Genomic DNA, 16467 nt, shown 5'->3' on the forward strand with positions numbered 1-16467 from the left:
ACTTCCCCCGCCGATCCGGCCAGAGCTTGTGCCATGAGCTCTCTTCAGGACGCGTCTTCGACCTCACTGCCCCTGTTGCCGCCACTGCTCAGGCAGGTGCTGCGTCCGTTGCCGTTGCTGCCCCTGCAGATCGCGCTCGGCGCTTTCCTGCGTGGGCTCTTGCGCCGGCATCCGCATCTGCTCGACCGGCTCGGGTCGCATCGCGGAAAGCGCTTTGGCATCAAGCCGACCGATCTGCCGTTCGCTTTCGTGATTCAGGCGGGCCCACAGCAGCCGCAACTCGCGGCGGTGCGCGAGCTGCCCACCGGCCTCGATGCCTCCATCTCCGCGTCGATCGTGAGCCTGTTGGCGCTGGTCGAGGGCCGGCTCGACGGCGATGCGCTGATGTTTTCGCGTCAGCTCGTCATCGAAGGCGATATCGAGGCGGTGCTGGCGCTCCGCAATGCGATCGACGATGCCGGTCTGGATCTGGTCGGCGAGATCGCAGCGCTTTCGGGGCCGTTCGGCGTGCCCGCGCAACGCCTGCTCGCGGCCGCGCGTGACTCGCTGCTGAGATCAACGACGAACGAAAGCGGGATGCGACGATGGAGCTGATCTGTCCGGCAGGGACGCCGGCGGCGCTGAAGAGCGCGGTCGAAGCCGGTGCCGATGCCGTCTATTGCGGCTTCGCCGACGAGACCAATGCCCGCAACTTTCCCGGGCTGAATTTCAGCCGCGAGCAGATGCGCGAAGGAGTAACGTTCGCGCATCGGCGCGGCGCCAAGGTGCTGGTTGCGATCAACACCTTCCCGCGCGCCGGCGCCGTCGAGCTGTGGCGTCGCGCGGTCGACGATGCCGTCGAGGCCGGAGCCGACGCGCTGATCCTTGCCGATGTCGGGCTGATGCACTATGCCGCGCGGCGCCATCCCGAACAGCGACTGCATGTCTCGGTGCAGGCGGCGGCGGCGAATGTCGACGCGATTGCGTTCTATGTCGAGAATTTCGGCGCCCGCCGCGTGGTGCTGCCGCGCGTGCTGAGCGTGCCCGAGATCGCCGATATCACCCGTGAGACGGCATGCGAGACCGAAGTGTTCGTGTTTGGCGGACTATGCGTTATGGCCGAGGGGCGTTGCTCGCTGTCCTCCTACGCCACCGGCAAGTCGCCGAACATGCAGGGGGTATGCTCGCCGGCCAGTCATGTCGTCTATCAGGAGACGATACTGGGCACGACCTCGCGGCTTGGCGCTTTCACAATCAACCGCTTCGGACGCAACGAACCTGCCGGCTATCCAACGCTGTGCAAGGGGCGTTTCTCGACCGCACAGGGCTCTGGCTACATCTTTGAGGATCCGGTCAGCCTCGATGCCACGACCCTGCTCGCAGGCTTGCGCGAAGCCGGCGTCACCGCGCTCAAGATCGAGGGCCGCCAGCGCGGCCGCGCCTATGTCGACGGCGTCGTGCGGCATTTCCGCAGCGTGCTGGCAGCGCTCGATGCCGGCCGGTCCGCCGACGCGTCCGACCTCACGGCGTTCACCGAAGGGCAGGCCTCCACGCAGGGCGCCTACCGCAAGACCTGGCGCTAGGACGACATGACAATGGCGGAACAAGGCGCAGGCCGAATGCAGCTCACTCTGGGGCCCGTGCTCTACAATTGGCAGCCCGAGCGCTGGCGTGATTTTTACTTTCGCATGGCCGACGAGGCCCCGCTCGACCGCGTTGTGGTCGGCGAGGTCGTCTGCTCTAAGCGCGCGCCGTTCTTCGAACCCCATTTGCCTGAAGTCATCGAGCGGCTTATGGCTGCCGGCAAGCAGGTGCTGCTGGGTTCGCTGGTCCTGGTGTCGTTGCGACGCGAGCGCCGGCAGACGGCAAGCCTCGCCGAGTTTGGCCACGGTCTGGTGGAGGTCAACGACCTCACCTGCCTCAAATCGATCGCCGGTAGGCCGCATGCCATCGGGCCATTCGTCAACATCTACAACGAGGCCAGCGCCGCGTTTCATGCCGCCCAGGGCGCTACCCGGATCTGCCTCCCGCCGGAGCTGCCACTGTCCTCGGTTGCCGCGATCGCCGGCGCCGTGCCGCAGGTGGCGATCGAAGTGTTCGCCTTCGGCCGTGTGCCGCTCGCGATCTCCGCGCGCTGCTATCACGCCCGCCTGCACAAGCTCGCCAAGGACAATTGCCGCTTCGTGTGCGAGCAGGATCCGGACGGCCTCGTCGTGACGACGCTGGACAATGAAGCGTTCCTCACCATGAATGGCGTGCAGACGTTGTCGCATGGTTGCTGCAACCTGCTCGGCGATCTCGATCGTCTGACGCAGAGCGGCGTGAGATCGCTGCGGCTGTCACCTCAGGCCTGCGACATGGTCGCCGTGTCCGAGCAATTCCAGGCGGTCCTGGCGGGCCGCGTGGAAGCTGAGGCCGCCAGGGGCCGCTTGCGCGAGATCTATCCGGACGTTCCATTCGCCAACGGCTTCTTGCACGGCGCCCCCGGTGCCTCCTACGTCTCGGGGTAGGTACTGCCGTGTCCTTCTGTCGAGGTAAACTCGGATGTGCCCAGTCTGCATGTTGACTGACCACGGATGGACGACGTTGAGAGACGGCGCGCAGCCCGTTCGTGCCGGCATGCTGCAGATTGCTGACCGCGCCCAGGCGGAAGCCCAGGAAGCCGGGGAAATCGTGGTCAGTCCCCGATTTCCCCTCCAAACGGCTGGCGTCCTACGCGCCGACCGCAGAGCCCAGCTGACAGCTGACGCCTCATCCCGATTTGTCGCTGAACGCGGCGGGAAGCGCAGCGAGGAACGCCATGACGCGCTGCGTGCGCAGGGGCGGCCGGCGGTCCGAGGTGCGCAGCATCCATAGGGGCTCCGCTGGCGCGCGCCACGGCTCAAGCACTTCGACGAGCCGACCTGTGCGCAAGTCGTCGTGGACGAGCCATGCCGGGCCCCAGCCAATGCCGAACCCATTCGCGATCAAAGCGACCGAAGCGTGCGCGTCGTCGCAAATGTGCTTGGGCTTGGGCGCGACGCGAACGAGTTTTTTGCCGCGCGGGTCGGTGAAGCGCCAGGTCAGGATCTGCCCGCTCGCGGGATTGCGGAAGCCGACGTGGTCATGTTCGGACAGCTCGTATGGAGTCGCCGGCGCGCCGCGCGCGTTCAGATAGGCAGGCGAGGCGCAAGCGATCCAGGAGAACGTGCAAAGCCGCCGCGCCAGATGACCGGGCGCGCGATCGAGGGGTCCTGAGCGGATGGCGATGTCGACGCCTTCCGCTGCGAGATCAAGAATCTCGTTGCGGAATTTGATCTCGATCTCGATTTCCGGCCGCTCCCGCAGGAACGCAGGCAGTCGCGGCAGGATGCAGGCACGCGCGAACGAGGCGGGGGCGGTCACTCGCACCCGTCCGCCATCGTTACGCGCGGCTTCGCCGAGCGCGGATTGGACGCGATCGAGACTTTCGGCCAGCGCGCGTCCCGCCGCCATCAGCCGCTCGCCCTCTTCGGTCAGCGCCAGCGAATGGGTGGTGCGATGCAAAAGCCGTATTCCGCGAGCCTGTTCGAGGCGGGCGACCGCCTTGGACATCGCCGAGGTGGTTGTCCCCGCCCGCCGCGCGGCTTCGGCGAAGGAGCCCGCCTCGACGACGCGGACGAAGGCGAGGAGACGCGAGAGGTCGGGAGGCAAGGCTGTTGTGGACATTCAGTCCACATAGTCATGGCGACGGGGTCGCTACAAGAGGCCGTTCCGATGGGCCAAATGGGGAGCGTTAGCGCGCATGCTGCGCCGCTAGAAACCGCGAGAAGTCCCATGAACGCCATCGAAATCACGCTGCAAGCCCTCGACGCCGCCGAGCGCGCGATTCCCCCCGGCCAGCCGGTCTACATGCTCAATCTGCTGCGCTACCGCGCGTATGCGCGTTACGAGGACGGCTTCGACGCCGCGCCCTGTTCGGGCCGCGAAGCCTTTAACGAACGCTATAGACCGGCCTTCCGGCGTCTCGCAGCCGGTAAGCCGCTGGTGCGGATGTTTTCCGGGCCGGTCCTGGCGAGCCTGGTCGGCCCGCAAGGCAAACGCTGGGACGAAGCGGCGATCAATGAATACGGCGATTTCGCCGCCTTCCGCTCGATCGTCGACACCGAGACCTACCAGCGCGAAGTCGCCCCGCATCGGCACGCGGCGCTCGAGGATTTCCGGTTGTTCGTGCTCGCCAAGGCGATGTGAACGCATTGAGGCGGCGGCCTTATGCATTCGCCTTAACCAAACGTGACGCTACGACGAGCCCGGGAATCCGTTCCACCGATCGCAAGAATTGGTGTCGCGGGCCCCGGGATTGGGACTTGTTCATTGGCATTTGGGCTGCCCGCCGACAAGAAAACAGGGCTTCCGAAATAGTGGGTCTAGCGATGTAGCGGACCCCCGACTCGAACCACCGATGCCTCAAGATGGTGGCTCCTACATGTTGGATCGCGGGCGCGCCAACCATGTTTTCAGGCATAGTGACTATCTCTGGTCCGTAGGCGAGGGGCGATCTTTGGGCCCGCTTCAATCAATCGGACAATCCAGAAAAGCTATGTCAGTTCAATCGCGCCTAGAGCTGCGTTTTGTCCGAACGCACCTTGAAAGTATTCAAATGCCGAAACCTTTCCAAGCTGAGTACGATGTTCGACCTTTCATCGCTCCAGATGAAGTTTTCACTTTCTTCTTGTTTTCGGCGCCTGTCAGGCAACCCGCACCGAACGGATGGAATGGAGAGTCTCTGGCTTTAGATGCGTGTAGCGACGCAGCATTTTCCAATCCTTGTGTCCGGTGACAAGTGCAACCTGTTCAATGGAAAATCCTGCCTCGAAAAGACGACTCGTGCCTTCGTGGCGCAGATCGTGGAAATGTAGGTCATCGATCTTCAATTGTTGGCACTGACGGCGAAATGCCGTTCCAACGGATCGTCCAGCAGGGGAATTCGCTGATCGTTGCCCTTCTTCTGTCGGGGATCTTTCCGGTTGCGAATGAGGAGCATTCGGTTGCCGGCGTCGAAGTCGCGCCATTCGACTCTTGCAATTTCATCTTGCCGCATAGCCGTTGCGATCGCGAATCGGATCACACGACCGACTGGGATCTGTTGCCGACTGTTTAATTCGAACGCTGAGATAATACGATCGAGTTCGTCTTGCGTGGGACGGCGGTTGCGCTCATCGCCCTTTTCCGACGAGCCCGAGACGTCGAAGAGCGATCCGGGCGTGGTCGAGTGGTTCGGTTGAAACAACGATGCCGTGTACTGCGGCGGCGTGAGACAGAATCGTTTTGATGTATCCAAGATCGATACCGACGGTCACCGGGCCGGCCCCCTCCATCGCGCGCTCTTTTCCAAATTTGATGAACCGCTCTCGATCAAGCTCTGGAAGACGAAGATGCCCAAGTCTTTCGTTCAGGAAGATGAGGCTCGCAGTTTTGGAGCGACCAATGTCCTTTCCCACCTCGGCCAAATCTTGACGATGAAGCGTGACGAGATCGCCGAAGAGTTGGACGTCGCGGGACTTTTGCGTCGTTGTCGGTTCTTGGCGATCGATCCGCCGCTCGATATCGATGGCCCATTCCTCGGCATCCTTTCGGCGGAGAAACGTCCCGTTGACATATTTCCCCTTTCGTCGGACTTGGGCTCTCCAAGAGCCGGATTTCAGTCTGGTGATAGTTGCCACGCGTGTGCGCTCCGTGTGCACTGAGGCGGCAAAAAGCCGGAAAAAACATCGCGCTGTGGCGTAGAATAGAGTGCACACGAGGCGACCTTACGAGTTGAATATGCTCGAAAAATGAAGCAATATCAATTACATAGATTTGCCGTGGCGCCCATGATGGATTGGACCGACCGGCACTGCCGCGTGTTCCATCGGCTGCTGTCGCGCCGGGCGCTGCTCTATACCGAGATGGTCACCACCGGCGCCGTGATACATGGCGACCGCCAGCGGCTGCTCGGCTTCGATCGAAGCGAGCATCCGGTGGCGCTGCAGCTCGGCGGCTCCGATCCCGGCGATCTCGCGACGTCAGCCAAGATCGGCGAGGAGTTCGGCTACGATGAGATCAATCTCAATGTCGGCTGCCCATCGGACCGGGTGAAGGACGGCCGCTTCGGGGCCTGTTTGATGGCCGAGCCTGGGCTCGTCGCCGCCTGCGTCGCCGCGATGAAGCGCGCCGTTCGCATTCCCGTCACGGTGAAGTGCCGCATCGGCATCGACGATCAGGATCCGGAAATCGCACTCGATATGCTGGCGGACGCGGTCGTCGACAGCGGCGCAGACGCGCTGATCGTGCACGCGCGCAAGGCGTGGCTGGACGGCTTGTCGCCGAAGGAGAACCGTGACGTCCCGCCGCTCGACTACGACAGGGTGTACCGGCTGAAGGCGAGGCTGCCGCACGTGCCGGTCATCATCAATGGCGGCATCGGCAGCATCGAGGCTGCGCAAGGTCATCTCGCGCATGTCGATGGCGTGATGCTCGGGCGAGCTGCCTATCAGGAGCCGTGGCGGCTGCTCGATGTCGATCCCATGCTGTTCGGTGAGGCCGCGCCGCATCTGTCGATGCGAGAGGCGCTGGCGGCGCTGGAGCCCTATATCGAACATCAGCTCGGGCAGGGCACGCGGCTGCACGCGATGACGCGGCATCTCGTCGGGGCCTATCATGCGGTGCCGGGGGCGCGCGCCTTCCGCCGCCATCTTGCCGAACGTGGAGTCAAGCCGGACGCCGGCATCGAGGTGCTGCGCGAGGCGGTGGCGACGGTCGAGGATCGTCCGGCGGTTGCGGCGCTCGCCTGAGCGGATCAGGCCGGCGGCAGCAACTCGGTGACGGTCTGTCGCGCGAGCGCATTCTCCTCCGGCAGGGCTGCAACGAGGCGCTGGGCCTCAGCTGCGGTCGGGAAAGCCGTGCAGCATCAGCCGGTCGGAGCGCACTTCCCAGCGCTCCAGCCGGTCGAGGAAGCTCATGCCGAGCAAATTGGTCTTCATCTGGCCGTGCGGCACTACCAAGGCCGGAACCGAGCGTTCCACCAGTTTGCCGATCGCAAGCCGGTCCAAGGTCAGGCGCGCCGCCTTGGTGTGACCGCCGGCGGTCTCGACGTCGACGTCGTAGGCGAGCAGTTCGAGCGGCAGGCCTGCGGCCTTGGCGGTCTCGTAGGTCAGAACTACCGATGTGGCGCCGGTGTCGACCACCATCGGCGCGGTGACGCCGTTGATCTTGGCGCGCAACGCGAACTCACCGCCTCTGGTGCGCTCGATCTCGACCGCGTTGGTCGGAGGGCTCGCCTTGGCTCTGAGCACGCGGCTGCGCAGAACCTCCGACACGGTGTCGCTTGCGAGCGCCGCCTGCTCGGGATCCTTGTAGACGATCACGGCGCCCGCGGTGAGCACCATGGTGACGAGAACGAGCGCGATCTTGTTCATGCCGCGCCTCCCGTCGGCACGGAGGCGCTCAGGCGTGCCGACGCGCCAGCGCGGGCAGGCCGGCGTCGTGCATGCGGGACGGCAGCCCGTCCATCAGCGCCAGCCGCTCGTCGCGCGACATGCGGCCCCAGCGGGCGATCTCCGGCAGCGTGCGTCCGCAACCGAAGCAGAGCTTCGTCTTCGGGTCGATCATGCAGACCGCGATGCAGGGCGTATCCTGGCTCATGGAGCGAGTTTGAAAGGTTCTGCCACTGTCGTGCAAGTGCAATCATCTCACAGTCCCGTTCCGGCATTCATGATCGGCTTGCGCACCCGGCGCTTCTCCTTAGCGGGGGCGATCGCATGCTCCGGCTGCAATGGCGGGGCCTCGTCCGACAGCGGAGCGAGCGCCGACATCACCCGCTCCGGCGGGAAGGTGACGATCACCTCGGTGCCGATGCGGACCTTCGATTTCAGCGTGAACGTGCCGCCATGCATCTCGATCAGGTTCTTGGCGATCGGCAGGCCGAGCCCGGCCCCCTGTTCGGCCGACTTGATCGAGTTGGAGCCCTGGCCGAACGAGGCGAGCACGATCGGAATCTCGTTCTCGGGGATGCCCGAGCCGGTGTCCTTGACGCTGAGATATTGCCCGCCCGAGGCCGTCCAGCCGGCCTTGAGCCAGATGTCGCCGCCCTGCGGCGTGAACTTGATGGCGTTGGAGAGCAGGTTGAGCACGACCTGGCGAATCGCGCGCTCGTCCGCCCACAGCCGCGGCATCTTCCGCTCGAACACCTCGTGAATGGTGATGCCGCGGCTCGTGGCGCGCAGCTTCAGGAGATGATGGCAGTCGGCGATCACGTGCACGAGCGCCACGGCTTCCTCGTTGAGCTCGTAGCGGCCGGCCTCGATGCGCGAGAGATCGAGGATCTCGTTGATCAGGTTGAGCAGGTGGACGCCGGAATTGTGGATGTCGGCCGAATATTCCTTGTAGACCGGCACCGCGTGCGTTCCGAAGATCTCGCTCTTCATCACCTCGGAAAAGCCGAGGATGGCGTTCAGCGGCGTTCGCAGCTCGTGACTCATCTGCGCGAGGAAGCGCGACTTGGCAACGTTGGCCGCTTCTGCCCGGTAGCGCGCCTCGTCGGAGATCGCCTTGGCCTGCTCGAGCTCGCCGATCAGGGCGTCCTTCTCGGCGCGTGCTTCGAGCGTGGCGAGCGTGGTCGAATGCAGCTGATGGGCGAGCAGCACGAAATAGCCTTCTGCTGCGACCGCGAATCCGGCCAGCAGGTAATTGTCGAACGTGCCCGACAGCACGAGGCTGAGGGTGATCGCGACCGTGACCGGTGCGGTGACCGCGACGGCTGCGACGGGCAGGTTGGCAGCGAGCATGCTGGAGACGGCGATCACCAGCAGCATCAGGAACATCATCAGCGTGCCTGACACCGCCGCGAGTGCGGGGTGGATCAGGATCGCCATCCAGCACACGCCGTAGAGCAGGTCGAGCAGCACGAAGCGCGTGCGCCAACGCCGCGTCGCCGCCATCGACGGCTGGTCGGCGAGAAAGTTCGAGCAGTTGCGGACGATCGCAGCATGGATGCAAAGCACGCCGGCCGTCCAGGCGCCGGCCGCCAGCGTATGGAGCCAGGCGCTCAGCATCAGGCCGGTTGCGACCACCAGCAGCACGACGATGTAGGAGGCGGAGATGCGGGTCTGCGCGTATTGGCGCAGCAGCTCGCGATCGAAGGCCGGACGCGTTCCCGATGTCGACGTTAACCGGTCGCGCGCCTCGCGCACCCGCTGCTGCGCGGCCCGGCGCTGGCTTGCCGGTGCAAGCGCCGGCGGATCTGCCGGAAGCTCGACGACCTCAGGCTTTTCAGCGGGTTTACTCATCAAACAACACAAATCCTGCCCGCGAGGTACGGGCTGCTTTCTGCATTGTCTATAACTGGGCCCAAATCCTTAAGACGGATTATAGACAACGAAAAATTTGCGTTAACCGCGCGTTAAATTAACCATTGTGCGAGGCTCAGCGGAGCTGCATTCGCAGGCGTCGCCAGCCGATCACCACGCCCGTGATGCTGAAGACGAGGCCGATCGCGCAAAGGCCGACGATGAGAGCCGTGCGCAGCGCCGCATGGGCGAGCAGGGCCGGAAAGTCGAGCGTGTGGAGCGCCTGATAGAGCCACCGATAGGCGCGTCGGGACGGATCGAGCTTCTCGAGCACCGCGCCGGAGGCGGCGTCGACATGATACCAGGTGTCGCCGCAGATCACGCGATGGACCGGCGCGCCCGGCACATCGGAGACGAACGGATAGTCGTCGCCCGGCTCGACTTCGGTCGAGCGCGCGCAATCGTGGCCCAGGCGGGACGTTGCGGCATTGACGTCGGCCGGCTGCAGGAAGCGTCCGATGATCCTTGCCGAAGCGCCGTCCAGCACCGAAATCTGCTGCTGGCCCGGCGCTCGCCGGGTGCGCTGATGGAGGCGGCCGCCGAAGGCGAACCACTCGATCTCGCGAGCCTCGCCATGCGCCGCCGCGAGTGCAACCGCAGTCAGGTGGCTCCAATCCGGTGTGCCGACCAGCATGGCTTCCTCGGACGGCGTCAGATGGCCGGTCGCGAACAGCCTGCCATGGTCCATCGACAGCCAACCGCTGACCATCCAGGTCAGCACGAACTGCATGCAGAGCAGACCAGCCCAATGATGCCACAGGTGCCAGCCGCGGTAGCGCGAGCACAGCCGCGCCTCGCGAGGTCGCAGCCTCATCGGACCGAGCAGGGCGCCGGTCACGGCGGCGATGACGGCCGCGAGCGATAGCCACCACACGACGACGTTCCAGGCCGCCCAGTCCTTGCGCAGGACGGTTGGATAGATCCAATGGACAACGCTGCCGACGTAGTTCCAGGCGCGTTCGAAGCGTGTCGTGTCGAGCACGACCTCGCCGGTCTTCGACGACACGTACAGCTCGGTCCCATCGGGATCGTGGAGCGCGATCCGGTGCAGCGGACGATGCACATCGAACCGGTTCGGCACCGTCCATTGATCGTAGCTGTCCAGCGCCGCGATGGCGGCGCGATCGGCCTCGAGCCCGCGTTGCTGGGCTGCTGCGCGTGCCACCGACAGTGCGAGACCGGGATCGTTCACGTCGGCTGCGGCCAGCGTGTCGGCATGAATGGCCGCGCTGCGGCCGGCGGCCGAGATGACATAGACCGGACCATCCACGCGCTGAAACAACCGGATGCGGGCGGGATGATCGATGCCACCAGCGGCGAGGGCCTCCGCGGGACTGCGCAGCGACATGGCGATGTCGAGCACCGGCAGCGCGGCGAAGCGCTCGCTCTCGGTCTGCGCCGGGAATGGCACGTAGTGCATCACGATCCCGGTCGCGAACCACAGCACGAACAGCGGACCGAGCGGGATGCTCAACCAGCGGTGCATGAGGATCAGCGCCTGGATCATGCTGTCATCAGAACTTGAACGAGGCCTCGACCTCGTAGGTGCGCGGCGCGCCGAGGAAGATCTGGTCGGGATAGAACGGATCGCTCCAGGCCGCGTAGCGCCTGTCGGTGACGTTGCGGATGCGCAAGGCGAGGCGCGTGCTGGTCGCGGTGGCGAACATCGGCACCTTCGGCAGATCGACGAAGGCGAACAGGTCGGCGGTGGTGTAGGCGTTTAGCTTCACCGTGTTGGCATCGGTGCTCCATCGATCGCCGACATGGCGCACCGAGAAGCCGAGCTCGACCGGCCACCAGCCGGGATTGAGGAAGCGGTAGGAGCCGCCACCATTGACGATGATGGCGGGAATGTTGGGCGGCGTGTTGCCCGAGAACGAGCCGCCGCCCGCGAGATCATAGTCGGCATAGCGGGCGCGGACATAGGCGACGTTGCCCCATAGCTTGCTCTCCGGCGTCGGCCGCACGGCGGCCGCGACCTCGATGCCCTGCGATTTCACCTTGCCGGCGAGGTTGAGCTGCTGGCCCGCCTGGGCGCTGTAGACGTTGTTGCGCGCGATGTCGAAGGCCGAGAAGGTCCACTCCGCGCGCCCGTTCCACAGCAGCTGCTTGACGCCGGTCTCGTAGCTGCGGGAGTCGGACAGCGCGAGGTTCTGCGTCGGACTCAAGATAAAGATGCTGTCGGCCGAGATGTCGGTGGCCGTCGCATATTGGCTGTAGAAGGTGGTGCCGGGTAGCGCCTCCCACGTGTAGCCGATGCGGCCGGTGACCGGCTGCCAGCTCTTCGAATAGGGGAAGCCACTTTTCACCGCGCCATTCCTGTCGATCGAGTTGCGATCGAGCGTGAACGGATTGTAGCGCAGGCCGCCGACCAGGGCGAACGTGTCGGTGAGCTTCAGCCGGTCCTCGAGGTTCAGGGCGACGCTGTCGATCGTGGCGGTCTGCAACTGCGTTCCGAGCTGGCCATAAACACCGCGGTCGAAGCCGACCAGGGGGACCGAGTCACCGGGAAAGTTCGCCGCGCCGGGCCGCGTGAAGTCGGTATGGGAGCTCTCGACCGAGGTGACGAGACGGTTGGAAAGGCCGAAGATGCTGCCGTTCCAGGTCATGTCGGTGGTGTTGCCGACCATGTTGTGGTTGTGGTGGACGAAGAACCGCTCGCGATCGACCCTGCCGGTGTCGGCGTTGAACGCCGACACCTCGTTATTGTACCAGTCGCGGCTGGCATTGTAGTTGTAGATCTGGCTCCGCAGCTTGACGTCGTTGCTGAGGTTCCATTCGAACCCGCTGCGCACCCAGGATTCCTTGATCGTCTTGTGGCCGTCGACGACGTTGTAGTTGGTCGACAGCGTGCGGCCGTCGATCGTGACGGCGCCGAGATCGCTGCCGTTGTAGGCGGATATCTTGGTGCCCGACACGATGCCGCTGGTCGCGTTCGCGCCGCTGTAGGTGACCGGCACCAGCGGCGTGCCTTCGTAGGGCTTGGCCTTGTAGTCCTTGAACTCGGCGGCAAAGAAGGTCCTGAAACTGTCGGACAGGCGGTAGTCGAGCTGGCCCGAGACATGGACGTTCTTGAACTCGGTGTCGTCGATGAAGCCGACCTCTTTCGTTCGGCTGATATCGAAGCGATAGTCCAGGCCCTCGATCGCGGTGCTGCCCCCGGAGCCAAAGCCGCTGCGGAACGTGCCGCGCTGGTCGAAGCCTATGAAAGCCTCGTTCTGGACCGGTCCGGTGTGCGGCGCCATGGTCACAAAGTTGATGGTGCCGCCGACCGCGCCCTGGCCGGAGATCAGCGAGGAGGGGCCTTTGAGAAACTCGACCCGGTCGAGGTTGAACGTCTCCATCGTCAGCGCGGTGAAGCCGGTCGGCCCGATGTTGATGCCGTTGTAGAGGACGTTGACTTGGTTGCCCTGGAAGCCGCGCATGGCAAAGCCGACGTCGTTCGGGGCATCGCCGGCGCTGACGCCGGTGGCGCCTTTCACCGCATCGACGGTGGTGTGATAGCCCTGCTCGCGCAGCGTCGCTGCACCCACGACCTCGATCGATGCCGGCGCCTCGCGCGCGATCAGGCCCAGCCGGCCGCCGACCGCCGGAGCCGCATTGCCGTTGAGCGGCGTCGCCGCTGGGGAGGCGGAGACGTGGGGCGATGGCGCGACTGCCGGCGGTGGCGTCGCTGTCCCTCGGGGCATGGGGTGTACCGTCCCGCTGGCTGTTCTGACCGGTGACGGCGAACGGTCGGCAGCCTGTCGCTGGCGCGGCGCATCGACGGTGACGTCCGGCAGCAGCGTGTCGGCCGCCGGCCTCACGCCAGGATTTGCTGTCTGCTGCGCATGGGCCAGCGGAACGGCCGCGCAGAAGACCGCCGCAACAAGCCCCGCCAACGCAATCAAACCCCGGACGTCCCGCATGCTCATTCCGATTCCCCCACCCGCGGTCCGGCCATGCCGGTGTCCGCGCCCCCTCCAGCGCTCTTGTGATCGGGACGAGAGCTAACGCAGAACGCTGAATATGTAATGTTATAACATTACATATCTTCTCTTCTGGTCAAGCCTGTCTCTGTTCGGCAACACATGCGAACGATTGGCGATTGCAACGGGTATCAGCGAGTCGGAGGGTGCGCAATGGCGCCGGCTGATACGGGTCAGACAGGGCGCGCGAGGTCCCGGCCGACGGCGGTGACGAGCCAGTTGGTCGTCACGGGGCAGAAATAAACGTGCCGCCGCTCGAAGCGCGCGGCGGCACGTTCATCGGATCGCGATCGCGGATTACTTCTCCAGGCGGGCCAGCAGGCTCGACGTGTCCCAGCGCTTGCCGCCGAGCTTCTCGACCTCGGAATAGAACTGGTCGACCAGCGCGGTCACCGGCAGATGGGCGCCGTTGCGGCGCGCTTCGCTGAGGCAGATCGACAGGTCCTTGCGCATCCATTCCACCGCAAAACCAAAGTCGTATTTGCCGTCGTTCATGGTCTTGTAGCGGTTCTCCATCTGCCAGGACTGGGCGGCGCCCTTGGAGATGGTCTCGATCACGGCGGGCACGTCCAAGCCCGACTTCTTCGCGAAATGGATGCCCTCGGACAGGCCCTGCACGAGGCCGGCGATGCAGATCTGGTTGACCATCTTGGTCAGCTGGCCGGAGCCCGCCGGTCCCAGCAGCTTGCACATCCGGGCATAGGCCGCGATTACCGGCTCGGCGCCCGCATACGCGTCCGCGGTGCCGCCGCACATCACCGTCAGCACGCCGTTCTCCGCGCCGGCCTGGCCGCCGGACACCGGCGCGTCGATGAATTTGAAGCCGGCCTTGGTGGCTGCGGCATCGAGCTCACGTGCCACTTCAGCCGAGGCCGTGGTGTGGTCAACGAAGGTTGCGCCCTTGGTCATGCCGGCGAAAGCGCCGTCCGGGCCGATGGTCACCGCGCGCAGATCGTTGTCGTTGCCGACGCAGCACATCACGAAGTCCTGGCCCTCGGCGGCCTGCTTCGGCGTCGCGGCGGTTTTGCCGCCGAACTTGTCAGCCCATTCCTTCGCCTTGGCCGCGGTACGGTTGTAGACCGTGACCTCGTGACCGCCCTTCTTCACGAGATGTCCTGCCATGGGGAAACCCATGACGCCGAGACCGATGAAAGCGACTTTAGCCATATGAGCTACCTTGACCTTGGGGTTCTGCCGACAGCCTTGAGAGGGCCGGGCCGTTCTTGACGGAAAACATCAGCGGCCGGCCGGGTTCCGGCGGCGGCGCTGGACGCCGCACCATAGCCGCTTGCGAAACAGGGGCAACGGCTTCGTGACGGATGCGAAAACGTCCGCCCGTGCTAAAGAGGCATCATCATGACGGCTTGCAAAGCCGTCATCCGGCAACGAAATCCAGTCAACCAACGAACCAGCCAGGGAGTGTCTCGCATGGGCGTCAGCGTCGGCGTGCTCGATCATTTCAACATCCGGACCCGCAACCTCGCCGAGACCGTGCGCTTCTACGAGGACGTGCTCGGGCTCGAGAACGGCGCCCGGCCGAATTTCGCGTTCCCTGGCGCCTGGATGTACAGCGAGGGCCGGCCGGTGGTGCACCTCGTCGACATCTCGCCGACATCCGAGGCACAGAAGCCGGATTCCGGCGTCGTCCACCACGTCGCCTTCGTCAGCCGCGGCTTCGCCGGCATGAAGGCCCGGCTCGCCGCCAAGGGCATGCCGTTCGATGCCCGCCAGGTGCCCGGCGGCGAGCTGTGGCAGATCTTCGTGCGCGACCCCAACGGCGTGACGATCGAGCTCAATTACGAGGCGGCCAAGGAGCAGGCCGGCGACGCGCCGGTGGAGACCGCCGGCGACATCGGAACCAAGGTGGCGTTTTGAGCCGGCCGGCCTTATGAAGCAGCGCAACGCAGGGCCGGGGCGGTCCCGTCGCGGACGACGGAAGATCATGTCCGGTCAACAGGATAGGGCGCGACGATGTGGCGCGTTCTGAACTTCTTCAGGAGACGCGCCGTGAGCGTGACGCAGCAGCAGGTTATCGAGGCACTCAAGCGGGTCCGCTCGCCGCGCGGCGTGGCGCTGCCGGACGCCGGCGTGCTCTCGCCGATCACGGCCAATGACGGCAAGGTGTTCTTCTCGATCAATGTCGAGGCCAGCGAGGCCCGCGCCTGGGAAGACACCCGCGCGAAAGCCGAAGCCGCCGTGCGCGCCATTCCCGGCGTGACCATGGCGATGATCGCGCTGACCGCCGAGCGCAAGGCGGGCGCTGCCGCCCCGCCGCCGCGGCAGGGCGGCGTGCAGCCGGTCGCGGCGCATCGTCCGCATCAGCACCAGCATCCGGCCGACTCGCCGATGTCCCGGCAGGCTCCGATCCCGGGCATCGCGGCGGTCATCGCCGTCGCCTCCGGAAAGGGCGGTGTCGGCAAGTCGACCACCGCGATCAATCTCGCGCTGGGCCTGCGCGATCTCGGCCTCAAGGTCGGGCTGCTCGACGCCGACATCTACGGCCCCTCGGTGCCGCGACTGACCGGCCTGCAGGAAAAGCCCAAGCTCACCGACGACAAGAAGATGATTCCGCTGTCGCGGTTCGGCCTGTCGATCATGTCGATCGGCTTTCTCGTCGACGAGGACAGCCCGATGATCTGGCGCGGCCCGATGGTGATGTCGGCCATCAACCAGATGCTGCGCGACGTCGCCTGGGGTACGCTCGACGTGCTCGTCGTCGACATGCCGCCGGGCACCGGCGATGCCCAGCTGACTCTGGCGCAGAATGTGCCGCTGAAGGGCGCCGTGATCGTGTCGACGCCGCAGGACCTGTCGCTGATCGACGCCCGCCGCGGGCTTGCGATGTTCCGCAAGGTCAACGTGCCCGTGCTCGGCATCATCGAGAACATGAGCTACTTCCAGTGCCCGCAATGCGGCACCCGGTCCGACATCTTCGGTCATGGCGGCGCGCGCCACGAGGCCGAGCGGCTCGGCGTGCCGTTCCTCGGCGAGATCCCGTTGCACATGGACATCCGCTCGACGTCGGACGCCGGCAACCCGTTGGTCGAGAGCGAGCCGAACGGTCCGCACGCGGCGATCTACCGGAGCATCGCCGCGTCGGTGCGGGATCAGCTCAAGGACGCCATCGCCGCTGCTTGATGCACTGCAGCGAAGCGCGTGCGACTATTGGACCGTTT

At 65.2% G+C, this 16467-nt stretch carries 15 protein-coding genes and 1 pseudogene; 7 read left to right on the forward strand and 9 right to left on the reverse strand.

From position 1 onward, the window contains the following. Window positions 1-75: 75 nt before the first annotated feature. Genes QX121_RS14260 through QX121_RS14270 form a run of 3 tightly spaced genes read left to right on the forward strand, consistent with a single transcriptional unit; the run spans window position 76 to window position 2489 of the window. On the forward strand, window positions 76-594 hold the full coding sequence (locus tag QX121_RS14260; RefSeq protein WP_315757285.1) for an SCP2 domain-containing protein: 519 nt from the start codon (window positions 76-78) through the stop codon (window positions 592-594). Further along, complete coding sequence (locus QX121_RS14265) at window positions 585-1562, forward strand: peptidase U32 family protein (protein WP_315812267.1); 978 nt, start codon at window positions 585-587, stop codon at window positions 1560-1562. Before QX121_RS14260 ends, QX121_RS14265 begins: the two co-directional genes overlap by 10 nt. A 36-nt stretch (window positions 1563-1598) precedes the next feature. After that, a complete protein-coding gene (locus tag QX121_RS14270) occupies window positions 1599-2489 on the forward strand; it encodes a U32 family peptidase (protein WP_315772870.1) in 891 nt (296 codons plus the stop codon). A gap of 241 nt (window positions 2490-2730) precedes the next feature. Here the strand turns inward: QX121_RS14270 and QX121_RS14275 are convergent, their stop codons facing one another. Continuing rightward, on the reverse strand, window positions 2731-3666 hold the full coding sequence (locus QX121_RS14275) for a LysR family transcriptional regulator (protein ID WP_315812268.1): 936 nt from the start codon (window positions 3664-3666) through the stop codon (window positions 2731-2733). 108 nt (window positions 3667-3774) lie between these two features. Here QX121_RS14275 and QX121_RS14280 point away from each other — a divergent pair, with 108 nt between their 5' ends. Continuing rightward, window positions 3775-4188: a hypothetical protein gene (locus tag QX121_RS14280; RefSeq protein ID WP_315772874.1), complete on the forward strand. Its 414-nt coding sequence runs from the start codon at window positions 3775-3777 to the stop codon at window positions 4186-4188. A 497-nt stretch (window positions 4189-4685) separates the two neighbouring features. Here the strand turns inward: QX121_RS14280 and QX121_RS14285 are convergent. Both QX121_RS14285 and QX121_RS14290 read right to left on the reverse strand, forming a co-directional pair. Continuing rightward, window positions 4686-5227: pseudogene (locus QX121_RS14285) on the reverse strand (site-specific integrase). After that, the gene (locus tag QX121_RS14290) at window positions 5154-5660 is read right to left on the reverse strand and encodes a hypothetical protein (RefSeq protein WP_315812269.1); all 507 of its coding nucleotides are present in this window, start codon (window positions 5658-5660) and stop codon (window positions 5154-5156) included. The pseudogene QX121_RS14285 and the gene QX121_RS14290 overlap by 74 nt, the downstream one beginning before the upstream one ends. Window positions 5661-5771: 111 nt before the next feature. Between QX121_RS14290 and dusA the strand changes: the two genes are divergently transcribed. After that, window positions 5772-6770, forward strand: a complete 999-nt coding sequence (gene dusA / locus QX121_RS14295) for a tRNA dihydrouridine(20/20a) synthase DusA (RefSeq protein WP_315812270.1) — start codon at window positions 5772-5774, stop codon at window positions 6768-6770. A gap of 87 nt (window positions 6771-6857) precedes the next feature. Here dusA and QX121_RS14300 read toward each other — a convergent pair whose 3' ends face one another. The 6 genes from QX121_RS14300 to QX121_RS14325 form a co-directional block, all read right to left on the reverse strand. Next, window positions 6858-7394, reverse strand: coding sequence for a TIGR02281 family clan AA aspartic protease (locus QX121_RS14300; protein WP_315739607.1), 537 nt, complete (start codon window positions 7392-7394; stop codon window positions 6858-6860). Between the two features lie 28 nt (window positions 7395-7422). Next, window positions 7423-7620 (reverse strand): DUF1289 domain-containing protein, encoded by a 198-nt coding sequence (locus tag QX121_RS14305; protein ID WP_315812271.1) that lies wholly within the window; start codon window positions 7618-7620, stop codon window positions 7423-7425. 47 nt (window positions 7621-7667) lie between these two features. Then, window positions 7668-9263 carry a HAMP domain-containing sensor histidine kinase gene (locus tag QX121_RS14310; protein WP_315739609.1) on the reverse strand — a complete coding sequence of 532 codons (1596 nt, stop codon included), beginning with the start codon at window positions 9261-9263 and terminating at the stop codon, window positions 7668-7670. 136 nt (window positions 9264-9399) lie between these two features. Further along, window positions 9400-10830: a PepSY domain-containing protein gene (locus tag QX121_RS14315; RefSeq protein ID WP_315812272.1), complete on the reverse strand. Its 1431-nt coding sequence runs from the start codon at window positions 10828-10830 to the stop codon at window positions 9400-9402. 7 nt (window positions 10831-10837) lie between these two features. Next, a complete protein-coding gene (locus QX121_RS14320) occupies window positions 10838-13237 on the reverse strand; it encodes a TonB-dependent receptor (protein WP_315812273.1) in 2400 nt (799 codons plus the stop codon). 351 nt (window positions 13238-13588) lie between these two features. Next, on the reverse strand, window positions 13589-14458 hold the full coding sequence (locus QX121_RS14325; RefSeq protein ID WP_315739612.1) for an NAD(P)-dependent oxidoreductase: 870 nt from the start codon (window positions 14456-14458) through the stop codon (window positions 13589-13591). 261 nt (window positions 14459-14719) lie between these two features. On the opposite strand from QX121_RS14325, the gene QX121_RS14330 reads away from it, so the two are divergent. Together QX121_RS14330 and QX121_RS14335 are read left to right on the forward strand one after the other, a co-directional pair. Continuing rightward, window positions 14720-15166, forward strand: coding sequence for a VOC family protein (locus QX121_RS14330; RefSeq protein WP_315758967.1), 447 nt, complete (start codon window positions 14720-14722; stop codon window positions 15164-15166). A 132-nt stretch (window positions 15167-15298) separates the two neighbouring features. Further along, window positions 15299-16429: an Mrp/NBP35 family ATP-binding protein gene (locus tag QX121_RS14335; protein WP_315758966.1), complete on the forward strand. Its 1131-nt coding sequence runs from the start codon at window positions 15299-15301 to the stop codon at window positions 16427-16429. Window positions 16430-16467: the final 38 nt, after the last annotated feature.

The organism is Bradyrhizobium sp. SZCCHNR2028 (genome assembly GCF_032380995.1).
Lineage (GTDB): Bacteria > Pseudomonadota > Alphaproteobacteria > Rhizobiales > Xanthobacteraceae > Bradyrhizobium.

Bases quoted from the DNA above. Each gene is read 5' to 3' on its own strand.
- QX121_RS14265 (WP_315812267.1), top strand. From the start codon at position 585: ATGGAGCTGATCTGTCCGGCAGGGACGCCGGCGGCGCTGAAGAGCGCG.
- QX121_RS14270 (WP_315772870.1), top strand. From the start codon at position 1,599: ATGCAGCTCACTCTGGGGCCCGTGCTCTACAATTGGCAGCCCGAGCGC.
- QX121_RS14275 (WP_315812268.1), bottom strand. From the start codon at position 3,666: ATGTCCACAACAGCCTTGCCTCCCGACCTCTCGCGTCTCCTCGCCTTC.
- QX121_RS14280 (WP_315772874.1), top strand. From the start codon at position 3,775: ATGAACGCCATCGAAATCACGCTGCAAGCCCTCGACGCCGCCGAGCGC.
- dusA (WP_315812270.1), top strand. From the start codon at position 5,772: ATGAAGCAATATCAATTACATAGATTTGCCGTGGCGCCCATGATGGAT.
- QX121_RS14300 (WP_315739607.1), bottom strand. From the start codon at position 7,394: ATGAACAAGATCGCGCTCGTTCTCGTCACCATGGTGCTCACCGCGGGC.
- QX121_RS14305 (WP_315812271.1), bottom strand. From the start codon at position 7,620: ATGAGCCAGGATACGCCCTGCATCGCGGTCTGCATGATCGACCCGAAG.
- QX121_RS14310 (WP_315739609.1), bottom strand. From the start codon at position 9,263: ATGAGTAAACCCGCTGAAAAGCCTGAGGTCGTCGAGCTTCCGGCAGAT.
- QX121_RS14315 (WP_315812272.1), bottom strand. From the start codon at position 10,830: ATGATCCAGGCGCTGATCCTCATGCACCGCTGGTTGAGCATCCCGCTC.
- QX121_RS14320 (WP_315812273.1), bottom strand. From the start codon at position 13,237: ATGAGCATGCGGGACGTCCGGGGTTTGATTGCGTTGGCGGGGCTTGTT.
- QX121_RS14325 (WP_315739612.1), bottom strand. From the start codon at position 14,458: ATGGCTAAAGTCGCTTTCATCGGTCTCGGCGTCATGGGTTTCCCCATG.
- QX121_RS14330 (WP_315758967.1), top strand. From the start codon at position 14,720: ATGGGCGTCAGCGTCGGCGTGCTCGATCATTTCAACATCCGGACCCGC.